The following is a 21918-nucleotide window of genomic DNA, read 5'->3' on the forward strand; positions in this document are numbered from 1 at the left end:
TTTGCTTCGGCAGGAGCTCATCCTTTTATGATAGATATTTTTTTCATATTTGTCGAGTCTGCTTGGTCATTGGTCATGCTCATTATTGGATTCTTGATGCCCCCATATCTTAATTTCTTGTTAAGGGGTCTAGTAAATCAGTCATTGAGAAATTCGTGTTTCCGCAAGAATCTATCTATTGAATTTGATCAATGAGTCTATTGCGGATGATGTTATTTCGATTGTTTTTCAGTGCCCTTTGAGCCGCGACAACCCGTGAATGTCAGCCTGATATCTGTTCTGTGCGCTTCTGGTTTAGGTATTAATTTGTTGTATATCTGATATGAGTTCTTTCGCCCTTAATCAATAAAAAACCGCCAGCTGGTGACTGACGGTTTTGTGGGGATGTCATTAGTGCCTTATGGTGGCACTAGATGTCAGAGTTGTTATAGGAAGTCGAAGCCAGAAACAATATCAGAACTCGAATTATTCTCTTCGTCCTGGAAGTTGACCTCGATCTTTCCTAATGAACCATCAAGTTCTTGGAGGGCTTTAAAACCATATTTATCACCATCAACGATCAGCTTGTCACGCTTGCCAAAGTTGTCAATTGTCAGCTTTTTCTTGATGTTTTTCATTGAGTCGATTTGTATTTTGTCTTTTTGATTGTCGTCACCCATATTGAACTCGGCCTTTTTGACCTCACCCTCAATAACCACTTCGTCTTTACCGCTTCCAAGGTCAAAGGTTGCCTTTTTAACAGTTGCATCAGCTCCAATCACAATATCGTCTCCACCGGCACCGGTATCAACTGTCGAATTTTTGAGGGTCCCACTCTCAAACGTTGCCTTGTCTTTGCCTTCCTGCATGGTGAAGGTCGCGTTGTTCAGCACCTTGGATGTACTGACCAAATTTGCAGTAACGCCTTCCTCGAAAACAAATGTCGAGTTTTTGATTTTGGATCCATCAATACTGAGGTCAGGCTTGTTGGCGACAATTTCAACATCTTCAACTTTCTCAGTGGCTTTCAATGTCAGGCGACCAGTGTTGTCTTCGGCGACTTCGACCTTGTCTGCTGTTTCAGGTTTGACTGTGACCTTTGAGCCACCGGTTGTTGTCGCGACCACACCCTTGTCTGTCGCTTGAACTGCAATATCTGAGGAGGTTTTGATATTGTTGACAGCGGCTTTAGCTGCTTCGGAAGCGTTGCTGGTTGGTGCTTTGATAGCAGCACCCTGAGGCGTTGTTCCAATGGCAGGTTCACCCGCACTTGTTGTGATAGGAGGTGTTTGATTGGAAGCACTGGGTGCAGATGGAGGTGTGCTTGTCTCTGCGGGCGTGCTCGGAGTCGAGGGAGTTGAGGGAGTCGTTGGTGCAGTTGGCGTAGTTGGTGTAGTTGGTGTAGTTGGTGTAGTTGGCGGAGCGGGAATATCATTTTCAATGATCTCAGAAATCTCAACATTATTGAATGTATTGTTCTCGTCTTTGAAACTATTTGCAGGAATTGTAATTGTTGTATCGCCGGAAACGTTGTTTGCTGATGGTGTAAATGTTCCGTATCGGATCAACTGATCTGTTGAACTTGCATCTAGCAGAGTGAGCTCTCCGCCTGTAACGCTGATGTGTTCGAGCTTGAAGTCGGTTGGTACACTTTGAATGAACTGAATTGCGATCTGACTTGCGTCTAAGTCGACATCATTTAGGTCGTGGTTGATTGTTATTGTGGGAGGGACAAGTGTGTTGATGTCAATGAACGCTTGCGCTAGCTCGTTGTTAACGTTTCCGGTCAGGTCATTAAATTTAAATCTTGGTACTGTGATGACGCCGTCAGTTAAGCTATTGGCATTAGGAGTAAACACTGCGGTATAGGGGTTGTCACTTGCGTCAAAGTTGCTTAGAGCACCACCAGTGACCACGATGTCTTCAATTGCAAAACTCTGAGGAGATTGTGTTTGCACCTCTTCAGAGAGTGTAAAGGTGATGTTGGCAGTTTCTCCAATTGTTAGATTTTGGTCACTAACTCCGATCTCGACCGATGGAGGCGTTGTGTCCCTGGTGTCGACCGAGAGTGTTATTGATCGTTCAGTGTTGGCGTTCCCAGCAGCATCAGTGAATTTTTCGGCGTCAACAGTCAGAACACCATCAACATTGCTGTTGAGAGTGGGAGTAAAGGTCGCGGTGTAGGAGTTGCCGCTTCCGTCAAATCCGCTCAGAGTACCACCAGCCACGGTTATATCTTCGACCGCAAAGTTTGTTGAGGCCTCTGAGAGGGTGAAGCTGATGTTGGCCGTTTCACCAATGCCGAGAGAGTCGACGTTCGAGGTGATCGTTACCGTTGGAGCAGTGACATCGGTATTCACCGACATTGTGATTGATCCAGCAGTGTTGGCATTCCCAGCCGCATCAGTGAATTTGCCCGCGTCGATGCTCACGACACCATCGGCAATGCTGTTATCCGCTGGTGTGAACGTTGCGGTGTACGTGGTTCCTGTGCCGCTGAAGCTGCTGAGAGTACCGCCGCTGACGGTGACATCATCTTCGGTGAAGTCAGCTGAATCCTCTGAAAGGGTGAAGGTGATGGTGGCTCTTTCATTGGCGGCCAGTGCGTCATCGCTGGTGGTGATCGCAACTGTCGGAGCTGTGGTGTCAGGAACGACAGTGTTCACCGTCATGCTCACGGATGCATCGCCGGTGCTTGCATTGTCGGCGGCATCTTTGAAGGCACCTGCAGCCACGGAAACAACACCAGTTGTGGTGCTTTCGGGGGTGGGGGTGAACATGGCGGCGTAGCTTGTGCCGCTTCCAGAGAAGTTGCTGATGGAACCACCGCTGGCGGTGACATCGTCAACAGTGAAGTCTGTCGAGGCTTCAGACAAGGTGAAGGTGATGGTTGCTGTATCGCCAACACCCAGTTCAGCGCTGTTCGTTGTGATCGCCACCGTTGGGGGTGTCGTATCCCTGGTGTCAACAGTCATGGAGACTGAGCCAGCACTTGTATTGGCGTTGCCGGCAGCGTCCGTGAATTTGCTTGCGTCAACGGAAACAACACCTTCTGTGGTGCTGTTGGCAGTCGGCGTGAAGGTGGCTGTGTAAGCCGTGCCACTCCCTGCGAAGTCACTGAGCGCACCACCCGTCACTGCGACGTCGTCAATGGTGAAGTCGGTTGCTTCTTCCGAAAGCGTGAAGCTGATGCCAGCTGTTTCACCAATCGTCAGTGATGCGTCATTGGTCGTGATCGCGATTGTGGGTGGTGTTGTGTCTGGAGCGACAGCATCACCCAGTGTCACGACACCATCGATGACATCTGTTGTGGTGAGTGGGGTGTTCGATCCGTCAACAATTCCGTTGATCGAGACTGTCTCCTTGGTCAGATCGAAATCAAATATTGCGTCAGCGGTTCCGGCTGGAATTTTGAAGACAAGACTTCCAATTCTGATCGGGTTGTCTTCAGCAACGGCTGAGGCATCCGCCACCGGAATTCCGTTAGCACTTGCGCCACCAGCAACTTTGATAACACCGGACTCTCCATTCTCTGTTGCTGAGGCCGCAAGCGTCGTAAGCAGTGGATCATGATCTCCATTCATTTCGTAGCCGGGATCAACCAGCCACCCAACCATGTTGGATCCTCTCAGCCTTGAAACGTCGTTATCCGTGGGATAGTTGTTGAGCAGCTTGGAAATCTCAACTGCTGATCCATCTTCTACGAAATTGAGTACAGCGGCGTTGTAGCCAATCTCAATCTCAAAACCACTGATGTGAGTCGGGCCTGGGTCAAGGAAAACAATGTCAACCGGGAGAGTGACTGTTTGTTCCGTATCAGCGGATTCGACTGTCGCAGATCCGATCCTGACGATTGGGTCGATGGGATTGACGCCTGCACCGGCAAGCTGGGCGATGCTATCGCTCACGTAGTCGTTCACTTGCATGAATTCAGAGTTCTCTAGACCAACTATAGTTCGTAGCCCCTGAATTGCATCGCCAACACTCAGTGAACCGTTTCCATCTGTGTCACCGATGATCGCTGGATCAGTGTAGGAATAGCCAGTAAAGCCTTCATCCAGCCCGACGATGTTGCGCAGAACGCTGATGGCATCGCCGACTTTGATTTCTCCATCGCCATCGTTGTCGCCCATGATGGCGATCTTCATCAGAGCAGATGACCCCAGGATGTCCAGCGGCGCACCTGTGTCTTTACGGCCGGATGCCTCAACTCCGAACAGCTCTTCGGATCGGAATGTACTGTTCATCGGCACGCTGGCATCGATGCGGAACAGTTCACGATCGTCTTCGATAGCGGCCAGTTCAGAGGGTCCGGTCAAAGTCACGCTCAAGCGACCAACGCTCTGCTCGAGATCCGTGGTGCTGATGCTCCAGCCTGCATCGGTGAGGTCACTCGCCAGCGTGATCGTGTTGCTGCCGGCAATGGTGAGTGAACCGGGTTCAAAGTGAAGTGTGACGCTTAACTCGCGCAGATCAGTGGTGTCGGTGATGTAAACGGGGATTCCGTCTCCACCTTCAAGATTCACCTCCTGGCCAGGAGCACGGGTGAAGCTTGGCAGGTAAACCAGCCTGCTTTCATTCGTCACGGTCTGGATGGTGGTGGATTCCACCGTGTCGTCGGTGGTCAGCTGCAAGCTTCCAGCGACAGTTCCGATCAGAGCATTGCCGGTGGAGGGATCCATGGCCAGGGAGCCATCGGCATTCAGACCCTGCAGGTGACCTTTGCGGATGCGGAAGTCGTATTGACCCGGTTGGGCCATCTCAGCGGGATCACTGGGGACGAAGGACAGACGGCTGGTGACCGCATCCTTATGCACGGATCCAGCAATCTCGGTTTCAGCTCCATCGACTGTGCGAACCAGGAAGACCGATTTGCTGTTGCCAGCGACCCTCAAGCCACCGATGTTCACGGGAATGTTGAGGTTGAATCCTGCGGTTGTTCCGCTCTGCTCAGCTTCTGTGGTTTCCAGCACAGCCTGACGGATCTCGAACGCGTACTGGCCCATGTTGCGGCCGAGTTCGATGTAGTCAGCTTCCGTGAGGGAGCCATCGAAGCCAGGTTGTGAACCAGCTGTGTCTGTTTTGGTGTCGAGCTTCAGTTTCTGATCCGTTGCCGCACCTTCTCCGGAGAGCATGGCGACGTAATCGCCGACGGCCAGCTGAATCACCAGTTGTTCAGTGAGTCCTTGTGCAGGATGCTCCAGGCTTGCGGACGACGTCAGCTCAGTGCCATCGGCTTTGAACAGTCGGATGTCGGGATCTGCCTGCTGGGTGGAGTCACCCAGGATCTTGGTGCGGAGTTCATAGGACCCTGCCTGTTCGATCCGGAAGCGGAACAGGTCGATGTCGTCGGCTCCGACGAAATCACTGCGAACAGGTGCATCATCATCCAGTCCCAGCTCTGCGCGGTAGAGGGCCGCGAACGGGTGTGTGTTCTCACCACCATCGGCCCCGATTTCGCCCTCAAAGATCAGGCCTGTTGCGGGAACCGATGGGATGTCCAGTTCCACTGCTGCATTGTCCTCACCTGTAGTGATGCCAGTGGCTTCAAGGGAGTCGGCAATCAGATCGAGATCGAACGTGCTGCCCTGCAGGGTTGAGAGGTCTGATCCGTCGTAGCTGACGGAGTTGTTCAGAAAGCCTGTGAGGGTGCTGTTGCTTCGGCCGGTGACCGCTGCAGCCAGAGATGCTGCGATGGTGTAATCGCCCGTGCTTCCATCCACGGAGTGACTGAGGTTTTCTGGGTTGACGATGTCATTCCCTGAACCCCGTACTGCTAGGAAATACTCGGTGCCGGGGTTGATGCTTGCACTGAAGTGGGCGTCACGGTTTTCATCGTTGGGGTCAGTGATGCTGACATCACCTTGATTATCATTGCCATTGACGCGCAGGTATTCAGATCCAGCATCGTTCATCGTGTAAAGATCCAGAGCCACGTCGAGTCGCTCCGTGGCAGCAACACCTTTGGCTTCAACACTCAGAATTCGTGAGTTTGTGCTTGTTGCATTGCCTTCTCCATCGCGATCGAAGAAGATCCTGAAATAGTCAATATCTGAAGGCCCCACCAGTAGGTCGTTGGTGGTGATGTCATCCCCGATTGTTCCTGAACCTGTGAAGCTGTTGCTGCTGAGATCAATATCGGTGATTGAAGTCGCGCCGATGTAACCATCGGCATCCAGTTCTAGGCTGCTGAAATTGGGTTGATAATCAATGTGTATCTGATAACTACCTTCATTGACAGTGTTGACTGAGCGGCCGTTGATTGAGGTCGGCTCATAGTCCTGTTGACCTTCTAGTTGGGATACCCCGATGTAATACGTCTGATCTTCAAGGACTTCTACGTTGAGATGACTTCCTTTGTGATCCGCCTCAGTGCTTTCAGTGACATTGCCAGCGATGTCCTGGGCATAGCTGCTCGCCGTGTCGCTGGCAATTTCTTCTCCCCGAGAGTTGAAGACACGAAGCATGGTTGCTTTTGTCTTCTCATTGGCATCTGCTACCGCGTCGACATCAATCAGTAATCTGCCATCTGTCGTTGCGTTCAGGGTGTAAAGGTCAACGTCGTCGACGAGAAGCACATTCCTTGTAGTGCCATCCTCTCGGTTGAGATCGGTTCCGAAGGATTCGCTCAGGGAAAGACTGTTGCCGGGCGTTAATTCAATAGTGTCGGCATTGATGAGTGTTCCGTTCGGGTCAGATTGAACGTTGGTATTGACGATCACGTGCAACTGCGTAATGCCTGTAGACCCGCGGAATCGATCCGTGGCAGCAGCAGCGTCGTAGCCATCTACCGTTCCATCAGGGCTAGCGTCTGGTCCGGTTGTGTCAGCAGGAACAGCCTTATATTCCTCGTTGCCGTAGCCAGAAACCGCGACGGCGTAAATTCCTGGATCAAGGTTCAGATCAAGACGTGAATAAACATCATGGCCATAATCATCATTAACAGCCAGTTCGTTGCCATAAGTTTCACTGCTTGGATCGGCATCAAATAGTCTGAGGACTGTGTCAATCTCCGCATCGTAGAAACCATCCATGTCGGCATCCATATCGAAGGCTCCAATCACCCCGACATCGGTGTTGCCATCGGCAGCACGAATGCGGAAAGACGTGTCCCTTCTGTCTTTCCCGGGGTCAAAAGCCATGTCCTGCACAGGAGTGAATTTGACGGCAAACATGTTTGCGGTCGTGGTGTTATCTGCTGTTCCATCTGCCGTGACCTGATAGGAGGAATTGACGGCTGCAAGATATGAGGTATCAAATGTACCAATGGCATCTGAGATGGCGCTACCGTCGAACAGAACGATGTCTGCCAGATCAAAGTTGCTTACGTTCTCCCGATTGAAATCAAACAGGAGGTAATGTTGTGTATTTGCCTTCAACGTGTCGACCATATTCGTTGGGCTGCTGATTGCTGCTGTGAGTGTTCCCCCATTCACCTCATAAGCTTCCACATAAGCCATGGGACTTGCTTTCGGACTGGTGAGAATCGTGATGGGTGTCTTGACACCTGCACGATCTTCGCTGGGGATTTCGAACGTGATCATGTCGACATCTTTCTGGCCGACGGTGTACCAGTTGCTGGCAGCCTCACCAGTCACTGAATAGTCAATCGGATCTGTTCCGATCCAGACGGGGACATCGAAGCCGTTTTTGAAAGAAGCTGAATTGATGATGTCGAGCGCTCCTTCACCGGTGGTTGGGTCGGCTGCGAAGCGCGCCGTTGCCAAGGTGCCATTGCGATCCTGTGCTTCGACTTCTCGGAGGGGAGCTGTGGAGATGTTGAGTACGTAGCGGCCTGTATCGGCTTCGATAGCGTTCTCTTCGCGGAGAGGGTTGTAGCCGTCGTTGTCGTAACCGCTGACGCCGAGGTAGTACTCACCATCAGCAAGTCTGGCATTGATCTTCGATTGGAAGGGGAGTGTGCCGGAGTCGTCGTCGTAGCCGATCTGCTCGCCAAAAGCATTGAATAAGCGCAGGATTGTGTCGACGGAAGGGTTGACTACTTCACCGGCATTATTTTTCAGGAAGCTCGTTTCGATGGTGACGCGGGCCCCTTTGGCCTGCACAGGATCAGCTCCATCGACCAATTCTCCCGAGTTGTCGATGGCTGCAAAGTTGACATCAGAAGTGTCAACTACAAATTTGTACAAGTCGATGTCTTCTGGTATCCATCCACCAAACAGGGTGTCATCAGGTGCATTCCCAGTCGTCATCAGACGATCACGTCCGATCCAGTTTCCAGCAAATCCATCCGAGTTGATTACATGCGTCGCTGATGTTCCGTTCAGGGCGTTTGTTGTGATTGCCGTTGTGTCGATGGTCAGCGAGCCGAGATCGTCAGCTTCATGTTTTGTGGTGTCTTGATCCGTTCCTCGATACTCGAGGTTTGCTTCTTGCTGGTTCAAGCTCAGGTCGTAATGCACCCCTTCGGTTGACCAATCCCAACGCATGTCGGTCCAACCGTAAAAATTATCGTTCAGTGTTGATGTATTGCCGAAATAGATGTCAAAACTGACCTCGTCGTAATCGACGACTTTTCCTGCTTCACTGCCCAACCCAGATTCACCGTAGCCGATCACATCACGGGCGTAGAGACCTGCTTGCGTGTCGCCAGCCTCTCTGTTGAGAAAATCTGCATCGAAGTATTCGTCAACGCCAACGAGACCGAGCGCGGAGTCATCCAGCGGGGCATTAGCAAACACGCTATCGATAATGTAGTAACCCTCATTGTTGGCTGTGTATTTCAACTCACGTGATTCATCCACATCAGTTGTGCCGGCATCATCTGCTCTGCCGTTCTGGATGGCTTTCCAGTTTCCGTATAGATTGTTGTTCTGCTCTTGGGTGCTTAATCCAAAGGATCCCTCGTGAGCAAATCCGTAACCTTTGTAGAAGTCTCCATCACCTGCTCCAAAGTAATAAGTGAACGTGTAATAGGCGTAATCGGTTGGGTTGGTACCAACGACGTCGGCCTGAAGTTCAGGAGAGAATGCGTATTTTTCATTGTTCTGGAAGAAGTTGTAAGCTTCACCGGTTTCTGACCCGAGTCCAGCATTGCCTCCTCCCAGAGTGTGGATAGCGAATGCAGCTCGGGCGTTGGCATCCAGACTGCTGTCATCAGAACTCAGTTTGGTTCCGGCCGGTGTAACAACATTGCCATCCTCGTCCAGGATGTTGTGGGATACCTGGAAGTCGTAGTAGTCATCGATCAAGACTTTTTTATCAAGTTTCTCCACCTCATCGGCATCCCGCTTCAGGGTTTGTACTGAGGTGATGGTGTAAATACCATAATCACCAACCACTTGCTGGTTCAGGCTGTAAAGAGGGGTCTCATCGACGACACGGGCATAGCCATGACCTGTGTAGAGCTCAGAATCAATGGAATTAGCCTGTGTCTGCGCGCTGTCACCGCTCAGGAAACCGGGAAGTGTCGTGGTTCTTTCGACTACATCATTGATGTCAACCTGGACGTCGATGGTTTTGGTGATCTGATCACCGATGGCGCCTTCTGGAACATCATCAGAGATCTCAACTTGAAATTGAAAGTGCGGCCTTGATTCGCTTGCAAGAGTTTCATAATCAGGATCGACCTTGAAACTCAGCAAACCTGTTGATGAATTAATTGTGAAGAAATTGGCATCGCCGGTATCAGCGCCAACCAGGTTGAAGCTGAAATCTGTAGTGCCGTCGTCATCAATCGCAGTCAGTTGTCCAACAGTGCGATTGCTTCCTTCATTGATGGAGAAATTGGTTGCTGAGCTGAGTTCAAACTCCTCATTGAGGTTGACTAGTGGGATGGTGAATTGTGTGTCTGCGGTTGATCCATCTTCAGATGTCGCCCGTACAGTGACTGTGACATCGGGATTGGCTTCGAAATTGAGTGCGTCTGGAACCTGAACAGTGATGACACCTGTGTTGGGATTGATTGCGAAGGTATCCGCAGGTGCATCGCCCTCTGCCACCACAAGGCTGTAGGTCACACCGTTGTTGCTTCCATCGGCATCGGTGCTTGAGGCCTGGATCCCTGTTGCAGTGCCGGAGATGGCATTTTCGTTAAGAGAATCACCAGTGCTGTTGATATCGATCGGTGCACTGACCGGAGATTCGTTGACATCGTTAACCCTGATGGTGAGTAGCTGAGCTTTGGATGTACCCGCGCCGTTGCTGGCCGTGAGCTCGACGGAATAGACGTTGTCTGTATCGGTATCGGATGGAGCTTCGAAGTCTGGTGCTGCGACAAAGCTCAGGGAACCATTGCTGGCCTCAACGCTGAACAGATTTTGGTCTGCCCCTCCAGAAATACTGTAAGTGTATGGACCCTGAGATTCGGGGTCAGTGATTGCCTGACCGCCCACAAAGTCATCCGTTGTGCTAACAGTTGTGGTTCCTTCGTCTACACTTCGGCTTGCAGAACTGTTGAAGTAAGGATCGGCTTCACGCACATTTTCCACACCGATTGTGAACTGACGGCTTGTTGTGGATCCATCAGATGATTCCGCGACAACTTCAATCGTGTGGCTTTCTGCTGTTTCAAAATCAATACCAGCGCCGTTCTTGACCGTGACAACTCCGCTGTTGGGATGAATGGTGAAGAGAGCATCATCTGATCCATCACTCAGCGAATAGGTGATGGTGTTGTTGGTGGCATCTTGGTCGATTGCATTTGCTGTGATGTCAACCTCTGTGCCTGCTACAGATCCTTCGGCGACGACGCCATCAAACAATCCGTTGTTGATTTCGATGGTTTCACCCTGACGATCAGCCGGCTCGAGGAATTCGACGTCGTGTTGATCAACATCAGTAATCTGAACTTGAATGTAACGCCTCTTGCTAAGTGGAATGGCCTGACCACTCGCATCGAGCTCGTTTCCCGGACCACCGCTATCTCGAACTTCAATGGTGAGATCGAAAATCCAGTTTCCGTTTTGCTTCAGTGTTTCGTGATCAGGTGGAGTGATTAGGCTTAATTCTCCGGTCGCCTCATCGATCTGGAACAGTCCTGGTGTTGTATCGGTGGCTGAGCTGTCGTCAACGATGCTGAAACTAAGAGCATTCTGATCGGCTGCGTCAGGGTCGTTGGCGAGCAACGTGGTAACGGCCGTGCTGCCTTCCGGAACGAGGTAGACGTGTTTTTCTGTCGGGTCCTGATTGATCGGAGAATCAAGAAATGCTGGTCGCTCGTTGATATCGCTGACATTGATCGTAATTTCCTGAATTACACCAATTTCTGTATCTGCACCATTGATCGTGGCGACTTCGTTTGAGCGAACATTGACTTTGTAGATATTGTCTGAATTGCTATCAGCGGCTTGCTCGTAATCCGGACTTTCTTTGAAGTTGAGGACTCCAAAGGTGTTGTTGCCAATTTGAATTGGATTGATAGTGAACAATTCTTGATCATCACCTCCTACAATGGTGAAGTTCTCGTTGCTTCCGCTCAGTTGGGCGGCGAGCGTCACGTTTTCATCAACGGCATAACTTGCTTTGGTGCTGTAGCGGTAGACAAACCCATATTTCTGGATATCTAAATATGCATTTTCGACGAGATCTGCTTCGTTTTGATTTGTGAATCCTGAATCAAATGTTCCGTCGCTGCCGTCCTCACCAAAAGCATCTCCTTTTTCTGATCCCAGCCCTGATGTACCAAAGCCGTACACCTGAATGGCATTTCCGTGCTCGGTATCGACGTCGTTGTACGTTGTCAGTTCAACGCGGCCGACGTCACCTTCGGCGCCATTGACGATGCTGTGAATTACATACATTCCTGTTCCAGTTGTTGCTGACCCTTCTGTGTCTGTCAGTGAAACATTGGAGATTATGACGCTGTTATTCTCATCTGGTGTCAGGCCTTCTGCATAGATTGAATCTGCATCTGTTGCGTATCCATAGCCTTTGTATGAATCACCGTTGCTGTATGTGTAAGTGAAGTAATAGGTGATTTTATCTCCACCATCGGTTGGTGCTACAAACATTCTTTCAACCTGCTGAACGGCTGAGTAGACATTCATCCTTTTGTAGTTCTTGAATGTCGCCGTGACATTGTTATTTTCATCATCACCATCGAACACCTGAACAGCGGTGCGATCGAGGATGTCTGCCACTTCACGGGTGGACAGAAGACGGCCTCCGAAGGTGAGTGCAGCATCCTGGAGCAGAGCAACTGCTCCAGCGACCATTGGCGAAGCCATGGATGTGCCGGCTTTCGACCCGATTCCGTTTCCAGGCACTGTGGACGGGATCATCGCTCCTGGAGCGAACAGCATGCCGTCGTAAGTGCTCAGGCGTTGGGAGAAGGCTGTAATCCGGTCGGCTCCTGTTTCGAAGTCAATGGATCCTCCACCCGTCTGAACATTTTGGAGGGAGTTGTCTTTCCACACAGCTCCGACCGCCAGGGAACTTGCAATGGCGGGAGACATCAGGTTCTCCCTCAGTTCATTGCTGAGGTGGTTTGCGAAATAACTGTTGCCTGCTGCTGAAACAACAGTTATTCCGTGCTCTTCCAGCTCTTGAATGATCTCTCTGACCTGTTGAACTGATTCATCATTTTCTGGACGGGTGGCGAAGAAACCGCCTCCCAGAGACATGTTGACGGCAATAATGTTGTGCTCTGTCCGATTCTGAAGAACCCAGCGAAGAGCTTCATTGATATCAGCGGCATTCATTCCATAGGCGTCGCCGACGCGTAATCCAAGTACATCAACACCCGTTGCAACACCAATTTCTGGATCGCTGGAGCCAACGGTTCCAGCAACGTGAGTTCCGTGCCCCACATTGTCGATGAATTCCTCGGAGGCTGCTTGTAGCTCTGCGTCGGATATTGTCTTGTCATTGTTTGTGTCAAGCAGAGTTATCTGACGGGTCGTGCCATTCCCTGCACTGCCGATGAAATCGACATATCCAACAAAATTATCTTTCAGTTTGTCGTGAGTTCCCTCGACCCCTGAATCGAGAACAGCAACGCTGAAATTTTTGTAGTTATCAATGTTTTCACCGTTTACCAGAGGGCGTTCACCATCGATTTCGGAGTAACGAGGGTCGTTGCGTAGCCCCGTTAAACCGATCAGATCAAAGGCTGGGTTGTTGACCACCAGCCGTTCAGCTGGTGCGTCGTCGTTAACGATGATGGTGGAGGCACTGAACTGACCGGACTGCAGCACCGAGTTTCCGGTCGGATTGCTCAGCTCAATGCTCAGTTGCTCGTCAGACTCAAAGATGCTGTCTTGGCTGATGGACAGGGTGACGGTTTTGGCGTCACCATCTCCATCGCCGAAGCTGACCGTACCGCTGGTGGCGCTCAACAGGTCATCACTGTTGATCACACCATCACCAGTGGTTTTGATGTTCCAGTTGACGGTGGCTTGGCCGGTCAGATCGCCTGTGCGGGCGATGTTGAACGTGATAACTCCGGCTGTGTCTGCTTCGGAAACGTGTGCTGCGCTGGCCGTGACCGCGATGCTGCTCAAAGCCTGCGTGGCTGTCTCCACAACGGCGAAGCCATTGCTTGCCACTCCGCCGTAGTTGGGTGCTGTCGTCGACAGGTAGACGTTGATCGGACTCTGACCTTCGGTGAACGTCTCTGATGCCGTGAAGCGGAGATCAAACAGCTTGATACCACTGTCGCTGAGAGCCTTTTCATCTCCTGGCCAGTCCAGCTCTCCGTTCCAAGTGGTGTTGGGATCGTCGTCGAACAATTCGTTCGCGACGATGTAATTGAAGGCAATCCCTGTATCTGTTGATGCGTTTCCATCGATCTCACCCGCGTCCAGTCCTGTAAAGGTTCTACCGCTTGATTCGAGCGAGCCGCGCAGATCAGATTCACTGAATGCCGTGGGTACCTGGAATAGATCTGTTCCCAGGTCTGCGTTGTAGCCATCAAAGGTCAGGGCTGAACTGTCGAAAGTCACCACAGCTCCAACGCCAGCCAGGTTCACGCTTGCTGGATCATTGTCGACATCGTCAGACGCAACGCGATAGTACACAGGTACTAGCAGGGACTTGGAATCGTCTGCAAGAACTGGTGTTACGAGGATCGATTGCGTCTTCGACATGACTTCCTGCTGAGGATTGACACACTCACCTAAGTCTAGCCAGCATTCATCTGCTTGTCAGTTAAATCTAAGGTTTGAAATGGTGCGTTAATGCTTTTTCACTCAAGAAATATGCAAAGCAGGCTTCTATCGACCTGTAATGATCAATATCTTTTAACCAAAGTTTCACTTGCTTTCCGATTAATACCATATCAAAGCCGTTCCTTGGGTGATCCAGATCACCGAAAGTCAGATGGTTTGGATGAATGCCAATCCTTCGGTCAGGGCATTCAGGGGTTGGTTGTTGTCTCCTCCGAAGCCGCCGACTGCTTTTCCTTGCTCTAGCCAGGCCTCGGGTTGTCCGGCGTTTGTGTCGCTTCCAACCAGCATATGGTTTTCGGAGGCGAGCCCCTGAATGCCCTGAATCAGAGCTTCTCCAGGAAACGTTCCCAGAAGATGGCGTAGCAGAATGTGACCTTCCAGGGACGCTGTAGTTTCTCCATCGGCATTGAAGTCTGATTGCCAATTCGTAATTTCATCCGGCTCAGTGATCACATCAGCGACTGATTCCGGCGCTGTTTCACTCAGCTGGTTGATGCCGGCGTAGCGGATCACTGTTTCTGAGGCTCGCTCCCAGCGATCTACTTGTCGTACCTCCAGTGCCTGTGCTGCTTCATTGGTGAGTGTCAGGCTGTCACTGCCGTCACTGTGTAATTCCAGCACACTGGCATGACGGTCTATCGGATTGACTTGCGTTGTCCAGTCGGATTCATTTTCCCAGCGATATTGCCAGCTTCCAGCGTTGACCAGTTGATTGATCTGAAGTTGTGTTCCATTCTGATCAAGGGCAAGGATGGGTTCCGGTGGCTTCCCAGGAGCCTGTCCAATGACAAGATCACCGCTGCGTTCCTCTCGCAAGCGTTCATTGGCGGCGTCGGCCGTGAACAGCAGGGCATTGCCGTGTCGGTCGCCGATTAGCCAGTCCTCTCCCCTGTCATCCTCCAGTCCCCAGATGGCTGCCATTGCTGTGAGGTCAGCGTCGGAATAGAAGTCAGGCCATCCTTCGTCTGGCCGGGTGTACGACATTGTCGTCTCCGATGCATCCGGATCACCGAAGCGTTCTCCGGCGACGTCCCCATCGCTGTTGTCAAAAGGGTGTTCCAGGCCCATGACATGCCCGAGTTCGTGAACGATGGCAAAGTCGAGATAATCCTGGTCATTGGCCAGCACGGGAGCATTGATGACGATTTCCCACCAGGATCGACGTCGTCCCTCGTTGCTGAGTGCCAGGCCCAGTGTTGTTCCTGATCCGCCGACTTCGATTTCAGTGTCAAAGTAAATATTGATCTGACTGCCATTGGGTGTGTTGCTTTCGACGAAATCTAGATCAAGTTGTTGATCCAATTTCTGGAAAACATTCAAAATCCAGTTGTATCGTTCATCGTCGATTGCCATGGTGGTGATCCACTGAGGCCCGACGCTGCCGCCTCCGATGTAGGTGTCGCCACTCTCGTCATGGATATAAATGCGAACAACTTCGCTGTCGTCTCCAAAGATGCGTGCACTTGCTCCTGCTAATTCAGGGCTGATCAGTTCTGCAATCGATGGAATCATGGCACTTGTGTACTCCTTGCGCAGAGCTGCTGAACTTGATCGTTGCGACACTCATCTCGACCCTAGCCGTCTTACGGGGTCAGGTGATCGGTTCCCTGTTCTGTTTCACCATCAGTTCGTTCAGCAGGTTGACGATGCCCTGTTGAAAGCTTGTTCCATATCCACCATCGGCGAGCGCTGCCCGTATCGAGGCTTTGGACTCTGGCTGGACAAAGAAGGTGATGGCGGATCGACCCAGGCGGCTGGCCTGTACCTGGCTCATCGGTGAGTTCGAAGCTGTCATGGTTGTTCGACCTTTCAGGGTCTGAAGCGTGACCCCAGCCTCTTGGCATTAGCAGGCTTTTTGTACCCCCATTTGGGGGGTAAAAGCATGCTTTTTTTCCCCAATCGGGGGATCGGCCTCTTTCCCGCTACCGCAGTCCCAGCCATTTATGGGTCTGCAGTCCGAGCTTCCAGCGACGCTGGCACCGCACATGCTCAATGGACAGGCGTTGACCGTCTTCGCTTTGCCAACCCGGTTGCAGCAGAAGCACGGTTCCAGGACCGGTTTCTGAGGCCATCTCCTCAGCGAAGCTGAGATCGTCCTGTTCATGGACGATCACCTTGAGCTCGTCGCAACGCTGAAGCAGTTCTGTGCGCGGAGGAGAGTGGCGTTTGGGCGAGAGTGTGATCCAGTCCGGAGAGCCGCTGAGGCGGTCGACACCGCTGGTTTCCAGGTGTGTTTCGTTGCCATGTTCCGCGAGAACGTCTGTCAGGCGTGACAGGTCGTGGTGAAGGGGTTCTCCTCCGGTGATCACCGTGAAGGCTGCGCCATTGCGTGCGGCTTCGACGGCTTCCTGTGCCAGGGCATCGATGCTCCGTCGAGGATGGTTCTCCAGAGGCCATGAATGCTTGGTGTCACACCAGGTGCAGCCCACCTTGCATCCAGCCAGTCGGATGAAGAAGGCACTGCGTCCGCAGTGATGCCCCTCACCCTGAAGAGAGTGGAAGGTCTCCACAACGGGAAGCGAATCCGGAGGACTCATCGCTGAGTCTTCAGTGCCTCCACTGGAGATGCTGGCAGGCGTTGTTGAGCTGCCTCAATCAGGCCTCGAAACAGTGGATGGGGCCGACCAGGGCGTGAAAGGAATTCCGGGTGGTACTGGCAGGCTGTGAAGAAGGGATGTCCTTTCAGTTCGATCAGTTCCACCAGGCGACCGTCCGGTGAGGTGCCGCTCACCACGTAACCGGATTCGAGGAACAGGTTGCGGTAAGCATTGTTGAACTCATAACGATGACGATGTCTCTCGTAGACCACTTCATCGTCGTAGAGGCGATGCGCCAGGGTTTCCGGTGCAATGCGGCATGGATAAACCCCGAGACGCATGGTGCCCCCCAAGTCCACAACATCCTGCTGTTCCGGCAACAGATGGATCACCGGGTGAGGCGTGCCGGCATCGAGTTCAGCGCTCGTCGCTTCCGTGAGGCCAGCCAGGTTCCTCGCCCACTCGATCACGGCGGTCTGCATGCCGAGACAGAGACCGAGGAAAGGCACCCGTTGTTCCCTGGCCCAGCGGATGGCAGCGATCTTGCCGTCGACTCCTCGATTACCGAAGCCTCCCGGCACCACCACCGCGTCCATGCCGCGCAGCAGTGCATCGGCACCCTCACTCTCAATCTGTTCGGCACAGACCCAGTGCAGGTCCAGGGAGGCGTCCTGGGTGAGGCAGGCGTGCCGCAGGGCCTCCACAACTGAGAGGTAGGCATCGTTCAGCTGGATGTACTTGCCCACCAGCGCCACCTTCACCGCCGGGCCGGGGTTGCGGAGTTTGTGCACCAGCTGAGCCCAGCCGTCCATGTCGCTGTCGTGATCGGTGAGATCCAGCACGTCGAGCACTTCGCGACAGAGCCCCTCCACCTCAAGGTTGAGAGGAACGGCATAGATGCTGTCGGCATCCAGGGAGGGGATCACGGCTCGTGTGGGGACGCCGCAGAAGCCTCCGATCTTGCGCTTCATCTCCTCACCGAGTTTGCGGTCGCTGCGGCAGACGAGCACATCGGGCTGGATGCCGATGGATCGCAGCTCCTTCACCGAGTGCTGCGTGGGTTTGGTCTTCAGCTCTCCGGAGGTTCCGATGAAGGGCAGCAGTGTGACGTGGATGTAGGCGAGGTCGCGGCGCCCCACATCCCCCCGGAATTCACGGATGGCCTCGAGAAAGGGGAGCGATTCGATGTCGCCAACTGTGCCTCCGATCTCCGTGATCACCACATCGGCATTGCTGTTCGCTGCCACCCGGTGGATGCGCTCGCGGATCTCCCCTGTGATGTGGGGGATCACCTGCACCGTCCCACCGTTGTAGTCGCCTCGTCGTTCTTTGTTGATCACCGCCTGGTAGATCGATCCCGTGGTCACGCTGTTGAGGCGTGACATGGCGGTGTCGGTGAAGCGTTCGTAATGACCAAGGTCCAGATCGGTCTCGGCGCCGTCTTCGGTGACGAACACCTCACCGTGCTGGATCGGGCTCATCGTGCCCGGATCCACATTCAGGTAGGGATCCAGCTTGAGGATCGAGACGTTGTACCCGCGGGATTTCAGCAGTCGCCCCAGGCTTGCGGCCACGATCCCCTTGCCGATGCTGGAGACGACACCACCGGTGATGAAGACGAATTTGGCCATGACCTGCCTGGCGATTCTTTACGGTACCTTTCGTCGCCCTTGGCCTCCAGAGCCCCAGGCAACGATCCGTTCAGTCCTCTAGCAGGCTGCGCAACATCCAGGCGGTTTTTTCGTGGATCTGCAGGCGCTGCGTGAGCAGATCAGCACTGGGCTGATCGTTGGCTTCATCAGCCACTGAAAACACGCTGCGGGCCGTTCGCGCCACTGCCTCGTGACCGTCCACCAGTTCGCGCACCATCTGCATCGCTGCTGGTGTGAGGCTGGACGAATCCTCAAGCGAGGCCAAGGCGCTGAGGGTGCTGCCGAATGGTGCCGGTACTCCGAGGGCCCGAATCCGTTCTGCGATCTCGTCGAGGGCAGTCCACAGCTCCGTGTACTGCTCCATGAACATCAGATGGAGCGTGTTGAACATCGGTCCAGTGACGTTCCAGTGGAAGCCGTGCGTTTTGCCGTAAAGCACATAGGTATCGGCCAGCACCCGACTCAGACCTTCGGAAATCTGTTGACGTTGCTGGGCGCTGATGCCGATGTCGATGGAAGCGCCCATGGTTGCTGGTGTGATGACGATGGGATTGTGGATCAGGAATCCAAGCCCTGGATGTAATCGCGAACCTTGCTGCGGCGCTGGGGCTGCCTCAGTTTCAGCAGGGCACGGGTTTCGATCTGGCGCACTCTCTCCCTGGAGAGTTTGAGCTGCTCCCCGATCTGGGCCAGGGTCTGGGGCGTGTCGTCCTCCAGTCCGAAGCGTCGACGCAGCACAGCGGCCTCCCGGCTGGTGAGTTCATCCAGCAGGTGCTCCAGGTCGTTGTGCAGTTCATCGTGGGTGAGGGTCTGTTCCGGAGTGGCCTTGCCGTCTTCGATGAGATCCCCCAGTTGCGTGTCCTGATCGCGACCGACACGGGTGTCGAGTGAGACCGATCGGGGCACCCGCGCCAGGGTCTGCCGCACGGTGTCTTCCGAGAGACCCAGTTCACGGGCCAGATCGGAGATTGAGGCAATCCTCCCCTCGTTGCTGGCGATTTCCTGCTGCACCCGTTTGATGCGGTTCAATTTCTCGGTGACGTGCACCGGCAGTCGGATGGTGCGGCTCTGGGTCGCGATCGCCCGGGTGATGCCCTGACGGATCCACCAGTAGGCATAGGTGCTGAAGCGGAAGCCACGGGTGGGATCAAACTTTTCCACCGCCCGTTCCAGGCCGAGGGTGCCTTCCTGCACCAGATCCAGCAGTTCCATGCCCCGTTGTTGATATTTCTTGGCGACGGCCACCACCAGGCGAAGGTTGGCCTGGATCATGTGGTCCTTGGCCCGTCTCCCCTCACGCAGTGCCGTCCTGAGCGTTTTCGGCTCCAGAGAGGCCTGCTGCGCCCAGGCGGAATAGCCGGCCTCGAGCCTGTTCTGCAGTTCCTGAAGACTGATCCCTGCGGCCCTGGCCCACTCCTGTCGAGTCGGCCAGTGGCTGTGTTGATTCGCTTCGCGTCGCTGCAGTTCCTCCAGGCGATGCAGCTCGCTGATGGCGGGATCGTGCTCGGCAAGATCCTTCTGCTGGTGCAGCAGCGTTTCACGCTGTTGCACCAGGCGCGCCAGGGTCACCTCCTCCTCATTGGTCAGCAGATCAACGCGGCCGATGTCCTGCAGGTACAGCCGCAGCAGATCCGTCGTGCTGCGGCTGCGGCGTTCACGGGTTTCCCCTGTCCGTCGGGGTTGGCGGGGCAACAGCGCAAAGCAGAGGTATCCGACTTCACTGTTCCCTCTGGATTCTTCCGGTGCGAGAAAAGCGCCGAATCCCTTCGGGATCTGCTCAGGCTTCTGTGTCGGGATCCACCCAGGTGCTGGCGACGTGCAGCTCCTCCAGCTGCTTGTCGGCCACGCCGCCGGGGGCGCTGGTCATCAGGCAACGGGCCTGTTGGGTCTTGGGGAAGGCGATGGTGTCGCGGATCGATTCCTCACCGGCCAGCAGCATCACCATGCGGTCCACTCCGAAGGCCAGGCCGCCGTGAGGTGGGGCGCCCACATCGAGAGCATCCATCAGGAAGCCGAACTGCTCCTGGGCTGCCTCCAAGGGCAGACCGACGGTCTGCAGCACCTGGCGCTGCAAGGCGGAGTCGTGGATGCGCAGGGAGCCACCGCCCAGTTCCAGACCATTGAGCACCAGGTCGTAGGCCTGGGCACGGGCTGAGGGCAGAGTGCTTGCCCATTGGGTCGGATCACTGCCGAGATCCTGGATGTTCGGTGCGCAGAAGGGGTGGTGCAGCGCTTCGTAGCGGTTTTCGTCGCTGTTGAATTCGAACATCGGGAAGTCCACCACCCAGAGGAAGTTCCACTGGTCGTTGTCGCGCTCGGCCTTGACCATGCCCAGCTCCTTGGCCAGGTACTGGCGCACGCGGTCGAGCGCCTTGTTCACCGTGGCGGTGTCTCCGGCTCCGAACAGCAGCAGCGTTCCGGGTTCCGCGCCAGTGCGGCTGAGCAGCTCCTGCTTCTGCTCGTCGCTGAGGTTGTCCTTGATGGCGCCGATGGTGTCGATCTCGCCGCCATCCCGCACGCGGATGAAGGCCAGGCCACCGGCTCCGGCTTTCTGGGCTTCGCTGAACACGTCGCCGCCGGGCTTGATCCGCACATTGGAGAGGGCGTCGTTGCCGCCGGGGACGGCGATGCATTTCACCGATCCACCGGATTGGACGGCACCGCTGAACACCTTGAAGCCCATGTCCTTGACGATGTCGCTCACGTTGGTGAGCTCCATGCCGTAACGGGTGTCGGGTCGGTCGGTGCCGTAGCGCTCCATGGCGTCATGCCAGGTCATGCGCGGGAATGGCCTCGGCAGTTCGATGCCCTTCACACCCTTCCAGATGGAGCAGATCAGGGATTCGTTCAGCTCCAGGATCTGCTCCTGGTCCATGAAGCTCATCTCAATGTCCAGCTGGGTGAATTCCGGCTGGCGATCGGCGCGCAGGTCTTCGTCGCGGAAGCAGCGAGCCACCTGGTAGTACCGCTCGATGCCGCCCACCATCAGCAGCTGCTTGAACAGCTGGGGTGACTGGGGCAGAGCGAACCATTCGCCACCGCAGACGCGGCTGGGCAGCACGTAATCGCGGGCGCCTTCCGGGGTGGAGCGTGTGAGCACCGGGGTTTCCACCTCAATGAAGCCCTCGCTCTCGAGAAAGCGGCGGGCCGCCTGGATCGTCTGGGCCCGCAGACGCAGGTTGTCGTTCATGCGCTTGCGGCGCAGATCCAGGTAGCGATGGCGCAGCCGCAACTCCTCGCGTGTGTTTTCCTCGTCGTGCACCGACACCGGAAAAGGCAGATTGCCCTTCACGCTGTTCAGCACGGTGATGCCGCTGGCCAGCACCTCCACGGCACCGGTGGCCAGCTTGTCGTTCAGGGATTCCGCTGGTCGGGCCCGCACCTTGCCGTTCACTTGCAGCACGGTTTCGCTGCGCAGGTGTTCCGCAACGGCAAAAGCCTCGGCTCCGAGGTCAGGGTCCACTGTGATCTGGACGGTGCCGCTGCGATCGCGCAGATCGATGAAGATCACCCCGCCGTGGTCTCGACGCCGGTCCACCCAGCCGCAGAGCTGCACAGCGTCGTCGATGTTCTGCTCGCGCAGGTCGCCGCAACCGTTGCTGCGCATGGGGTGTCTCAGAT

Annotated in this window: 8 protein-coding genes; all 8 read right to left on the reverse strand. The window is 54.3% G+C overall.

Annotated features, from left to right (window positions below; all coding sequences use genetic code 11):
- Positions 1-425: 425 nt before the first annotated feature.
- The gene (locus ACJ0G7_RS07575; protein ID WP_407395607.1) at positions 426-14027 is read right to left on the reverse strand and encodes an Ig-like domain-containing protein; all 13602 of its coding nucleotides are present in this window, start codon (positions 14025-14027) and stop codon (positions 426-428) included.
- Between the two features lie 228 nt (positions 14028-14255).
- A complete protein-coding gene (locus ACJ0G7_RS07580) occupies positions 14256-15620 on the reverse strand; it encodes a hypothetical protein (RefSeq protein ID WP_407395608.1) in 1365 nt (454 codons plus the stop codon).
- 79 nt (positions 15621-15699) lie between these two features.
- Positions 15700-15882 carry a hypothetical protein gene (locus ACJ0G7_RS07585; protein WP_407395610.1) on the reverse strand — a complete coding sequence of 61 codons (183 nt, stop codon included), beginning with the start codon at positions 15880-15882 and terminating at the stop codon, positions 15700-15702.
- Between the two features lie 148 nt (positions 15883-16030).
- On the reverse strand, positions 16031-16645 hold the full coding sequence (locus ACJ0G7_RS07590; RefSeq protein ID WP_407395612.1) for a 7-carboxy-7-deazaguanine synthase QueE: 615 nt from the start codon (positions 16643-16645) through the stop codon (positions 16031-16033).
- Entirely contained in the window at positions 16642-18276 is a 1635-nt protein-coding gene (locus ACJ0G7_RS07595; protein WP_043693701.1) for a CTP synthase, read from the reverse strand. Before ACJ0G7_RS07595 ends, ACJ0G7_RS07590 begins: the two co-directional genes overlap by 4 nt.
- A gap of 70 nt (positions 18277-18346) precedes the next feature.
- Complete coding sequence (locus tag ACJ0G7_RS07600) at positions 18347-18823, reverse strand: Dps family protein (RefSeq protein ID WP_043693698.1); 477 nt, start codon at positions 18821-18823, stop codon at positions 18347-18349.
- Positions 18824-18855: 32 nt separating this feature from the next.
- Positions 18856-19989, reverse strand: coding sequence for an RpoD/SigA family RNA polymerase sigma factor (locus ACJ0G7_RS07605; RefSeq protein ID WP_186484436.1), 1134 nt, complete (start codon positions 19987-19989; stop codon positions 18856-18858).
- An 85-nt stretch (positions 19990-20074) separates the two neighbouring features.
- On the reverse strand, positions 20075-21904 hold the full coding sequence (gene aspS, locus ACJ0G7_RS07610) for an aspartate--tRNA ligase (protein WP_407395614.1): 1830 nt from the start codon (positions 21902-21904) through the stop codon (positions 20075-20077).
- Positions 21905-21918: the final 14 nt, after the last annotated feature.

This window comes from Parasynechococcus sp. (genome assembly GCF_045559935.1).
Lineage (GTDB): Bacteria > Cyanobacteriota > Cyanobacteriia > PCC-6307 > Cyanobiaceae > Parasynechococcus.

What these genes read in the sequence shown, in the direction of transcription:
- ACJ0G7_RS07590 (WP_407395612.1), bottom strand. Translation starts at nt 16,645, where the DNA reads ATGAGTCCTCCGGATTCGCTTCCCGTTGTGGAGACCTTCCACTCTCTT.
- ACJ0G7_RS07600 (WP_043693698.1), bottom strand. Translation starts at nt 18,823, where the DNA reads ATGGGCGCTTCCATCGACATCGGCATCAGCGCCCAGCAACGTCAACAG.
- aspS (WP_407395614.1), bottom strand. Translation starts at nt 21,904, where the DNA reads ATGCGCAGCAACGGTTGCGGCGACCTGCGCGAGCAGAACATCGACGAC.
- ACJ0G7_RS07595 (WP_043693701.1), bottom strand. Translation starts at nt 18,276, where the DNA reads ATGGCCAAATTCGTCTTCATCACCGGTGGTGTCGTCTCCAGCATCGGC.
- ACJ0G7_RS07580 (WP_407395608.1), bottom strand. Translation starts at nt 15,620, where the DNA reads ATGATTCCATCGATTGCAGAACTGATCAGCCCTGAATTAGCAGGAGCA.
- ACJ0G7_RS07575 (WP_407395607.1), bottom strand. Translation starts at nt 14,027, where the DNA reads ATGTCGAAGACGCAATCGATCCTCGTAACACCAGTTCTTGCAGACGAT.
- ACJ0G7_RS07585 (WP_407395610.1), bottom strand. Translation starts at nt 15,882, where the DNA reads ATGAGCCAGGTACAGGCCAGCCGCCTGGGTCGATCCGCCATCACCTTC.